Source organism: Pseudoalteromonas sp. SR45-5, assembly GCF_014163565.1.
Taxonomy (GTDB): domain Bacteria; phylum Pseudomonadota; class Gammaproteobacteria; order Enterobacterales; family Alteromonadaceae; genus Pseudoalteromonas; species Pseudoalteromonas distincta.
On the sequence record NZ_JACJDN010000358.1, the window covers coordinates 1 to 4,090 of the forward strand.

Consider the following 4,090-nt stretch of genomic DNA (forward strand, 5'->3'; position numbering starts at 1 on the left):
GTAGGGTTGAATTACCATGCAGTGTAATAAACTGCATTTTAAAAGCAAGTAACTGGGATGAATAAATTATTAGCAATCTATGCCAGTAATTTTAACCAACATTGTTATAATGGTTAACAGCAGTCAGATATTTCTGAAATATCTGAAAGTATTCGAGAAGGCAATTTATTAAAGTAAATATGCCTAGCAAGTAACTTGCTAACTTTAAGTATAGAGTACTTGAGTATTGCTGGATTTTTATTTCCAAGCGGCGTTGAGGAACTTCGATGGACAAGCAAATTAAAGTAAAGAATATCCCTGTAGAGGTGAAAATCCAAAAACCGGATTTAAGCCGTCAAGATGATAGGTTCAATCCCCGAAATCGTATTTATGTGCGTGCTGTAAAAGGCCTACATCAATTACTTAGACAGCGCATTGGCTTCTTAGGCCTACTTGCGTTTATGTTACTACCTTGGATTAATTTTAATGGCCAGCAAGCTGTGCTGTTTGATCTAATTGGTCAAAAATACAATATTTTTGGTTTAACGCTATGGCCTCAAGATTTTACTATATTAGCGTTTATCTTTATGTTGGCAGCATTTGCGTTGTTTTTAGTGACCACCTTCTATGGACGGGTGTGGTGTGGCTACACATGTCCGCAAACTGTTTGGACTTTTATTTTTATTTGGTTCGAAGAAAAGCTTGAAGGCACGGCTAATCAACGTAAAAAGCTCGATCAACGACCCATGAATTTTGATAAGTTTTGGCGTAAGACGGCAAAGCATACTAGTTGGGTATTGTTTTCGTTGTATACCGCTATTTCTTTTGTGGGTTACTTTACGCCAATAAGGGAGTTACTCCCTGACTTTGTAACGTTTGATGTAGGCGGTTATGCACTAGTCAGTATTATTTTCTTTGCTGCATGTACTTATGGTAATGCCGGTTGGATGCGAGAAATTATGTGTTTACACATCTGTCCTTACTCTCGTTTTCAATCAGCTATGTTTGATAAAGACACATACACCGTAACGTACGACGAAAGCCGAGGTGAAAGCCGTGGTCCTCGTTCACGTAAAGTAGATCATAAAGATTTAGAACTAGGCGACTGTATAGACTGTAACTTGTGCGTTCAAGTGTGCCCAACAGGTATTGATATTAGAAATGGGCTACAAGCTGAGTGTATCAACTGTGGTGCATGTATTGATGCGTGTGATGGCGTAATGGATAAAATGGAATACCCGCGTGGGCTTATTTCATATACGACAGAGCGAAATCTCGAAACCCCAGAAAATAAAACGAATCCACTGCGAGCTAAAATTATTGGTTACACGGTCATACTTGTTGTGCTTACGGGAGCGCTTGTCGCTAATATAGCACTGCGTAAAACAATGGACTTTGATATTATTCGTGACCGAAACCAATTATATCGTGTCGATTTTGATGGTTTAGTAGAGAACACCTATACATTAAAGGTAATTAATAAAGCGCAGTACGAGCAAACCTTTAATATTAAAGTACGAGGGTTAGATAACTTTAAGTATATTGGTAAGCAGTCATTTACTGTGCAGGCAGGGGAATCTCATAACGTACCATTGTCACTTGTAATGGACCCTTATGATTTGAAGGCGCCGATGACTGAGTTTAACTTTGTGCTTTCACCGGTAGATGAGCCGGATGAGACAATATCGCAGTCGAGTAACTTTTTTAAAGCGCGATAATCGCAACTTACCTTAAATTAGGTAAGTTGATATAGCAATTAACAAAAGCGGGTATATAACCCGCTTTTATTTTATATAAGAAGAGTATGAGTAAATTTAGTTTTATTGACTTAACACCTGATCTAATACTCGATGCAATAGAAAGCGTAGGTGTGTACGCCGAATCTGGTTTATTAGCGCTCAATAGCTATGAAAACAGAGTGTACCAATTTAAAGCGGATGATGGCCTGCGTTACGTAGTGAAGTTTTATCGCCCAGAGCGCTGGAGTAAAGAGCAAATTCAAGAAGAGCATGACTTTGCATTTGAACTAGCGGATGCAGAAGTACCCGTTGTTGCCCCTATTTTATATAATGGGCAAAGCTTGTTTGAACACGAAGGGTATTTGTTTGTGTTGTTTCCAAGTGTAGGCGGGCGTTTATTTGAGGTTGATAATTTAGATCAGCTTGATGTAATGGGGCGATTAATTGGCCGAATGCACCAAGTAGCTAAAACAAAACCTTTTACTTATAGGCCAACAGTTACCTGCGAGGAGTACTTGCATACAGCCAAAGTTCATCTTCAAAAAAGTAACTTAGTGCCCATGGGAATAAATACTGCCTTTTATACTATTTTAGATTTAGTGATAGAGCAGGCGCAAAAACAGTATAAAGATGTGCAAAGTATTCGCTTACATGGTGACTGCCACGTTGGTAATATTTTATGGGCAGGTGATGCGCTAATGTTTGTTGATTTAGATGACAGCCGCCAAGGTCCTGCAATCCAAGATTTATGGATGATGCTCAGTGGCGATAGAGCGACGCAACTGTTACAGTTAGACACCCTTGTAAATGCGTATGAAGAGTTTTGTGATTTTGATCACTCTCAACTCAAATTAATTGAACCGCTGCGAGCAATGCGTATTATTCATTATATGGGATGGGTAGCTAAACGATGGAGTGATTCTGCTTTTGTGCGGAACTTTACATGGTTTGCTGATGACAAATACTGGGAGCAACAAATTTTAGCACTGAAAGAGCAACTTGCAGCATTGCAAGAAGCACCGTTAAAGTTATTGCCGTAATATTTTATTTAAAGACAAGTACAACGAGATACAAATGCTTAAAAAATTAAAACTGAGTTTATTACTTTTATGTTTACCATTTGCAGCACTTGCTGCACAGTTTGAAGTTGATAATCAATACACTGTTATAGATGTAGACAAAAGCAAGTCACCGCAAGTAACCGAGTTTTTCTCATTTTACTGTCCACATTGCTTTAAGTTTGAACCAGTAGCAAAAGCAATTGAAAAAGGCTTGCCTGAAGGCGCTGAGTTTATTAAAAACCACGTTAACTTTTTAGGTGGCGTGTCACCACAAGCACAAAGAAATTTAAGCTTTGCCTACTTAATTGCTAAGCAGCATGGTCAGGCGCAAAGTATTAGCGATCAAATTTTTAAAAGTATCCATGTTCAACGTGCACCATTAACTGAAATGAAAGACGTTAAAAAATTACTTGAAGTAAATGGTATTGATAGCGCAACATTTGATCAAGAGATTGCAAGCATGCCTGTTATTTCAGCTGAGCAAGCAATGCAAAACAAACAGAATAAATATTCAAAATTAGGCGCACTTACAGGTGTACCTACTTTTATTGTTAACGATAAATATAAAATAAACCTCAACACCATCAAAAATCAAAAAGAACTTGATGAGTTAGTAGCGTTTTTATTAGCACTATAAATTTCGGAGTATAATAATGATTAAATTAGTTAAAGCAGGTTTGCTTGCAATATTACTTCCTATGGCAGCAACAAGCTTTGCAGCAACGTATGAAGAAGGCGTGCATTACGACGTAGTTTCTGAGCGTGCAACTAAAAAGCCAGAGGTTAAAGAGTTCTTCTCATTTTACTGCCCTGCATGTAATAACATGGAAGCACTAATTGGTGAGTTTAAGCCTAAGCTTGATAAAAACGTTAAATTTAAAAAGAGCCATGTTGATTTTGTAGGTGTACGTGACCCAGAAAACCAACAGATGATGAGCCAAGCACTGGCGACAGCTGAAGTGCTTCCACAAAAAGATCAGATTATTTCTGCAATCTTTAATCATATCCATACAAAGCGCGCTAAATTTAATGAGCTTGCAGATGTAAAAGATATATTTGTAGCGCAGGGCGTTGATGGTGATAAGTTTGATAAGCTGTTTAAAAGCTTCTCGGTACGTACGCTAAGCTCTAAAATGAAACGCGATCAAGACTACTTTAAAGAAAAAGGCGCACTACGTGGCGTACCTACCTTTATTGTAAATGGTAAGTACAAATTAAACCTAGGTCGTGAGTCGGGTATTACTAAACCTGAAGACATTAGCAAATTAATAAATTACTTAGCTAACAAGTAACTTTAGCTAAAACAAAAAA

Annotated in this window: 4 protein-coding genes; all 4 read left to right on the forward strand. The window is 37.8% G+C overall.

Translation table 11 applies throughout. From position 1 onward, the window contains the following. Positions 1–266: 266 nt before the first annotated feature. Entirely contained in the window at positions 267–1,697 is a 1,431-nt protein-coding gene (ccoG, locus tag H5072_RS13225) for a cytochrome c oxidase accessory protein CcoG (protein ID WP_182693779.1), read from the forward strand. 86 nt (positions 1,698–1,783) lie between these two features. After that, positions 1,784–2,758 carry a serine/threonine protein kinase gene (locus tag H5072_RS13230; protein ID WP_182693780.1) on the forward strand — a complete coding sequence of 325 codons (975 nt, stop codon included), beginning with the start codon at positions 1,784–1,786 and terminating at the stop codon, positions 2,756–2,758. Between the two features lie 34 nt (positions 2,759–2,792). Further along, positions 2,793–3,416 carry a thiol:disulfide interchange protein DsbA/DsbL gene (locus H5072_RS13235; protein WP_182693781.1) on the forward strand — a complete coding sequence of 208 codons (624 nt, stop codon included), beginning with the start codon at positions 2,793–2,795 and terminating at the stop codon, positions 3,414–3,416. Positions 3,417–3,432: 16 nt separating this feature from the next. Then, a complete protein-coding gene (locus H5072_RS13240; protein WP_002962055.1) occupies positions 3,433–4,071 on the forward strand; it encodes a thiol:disulfide interchange protein DsbA/DsbL in 639 nt (212 codons plus the stop codon). The last annotated feature ends 19 nt before the right edge of the window (positions 4,072–4,090 follow it).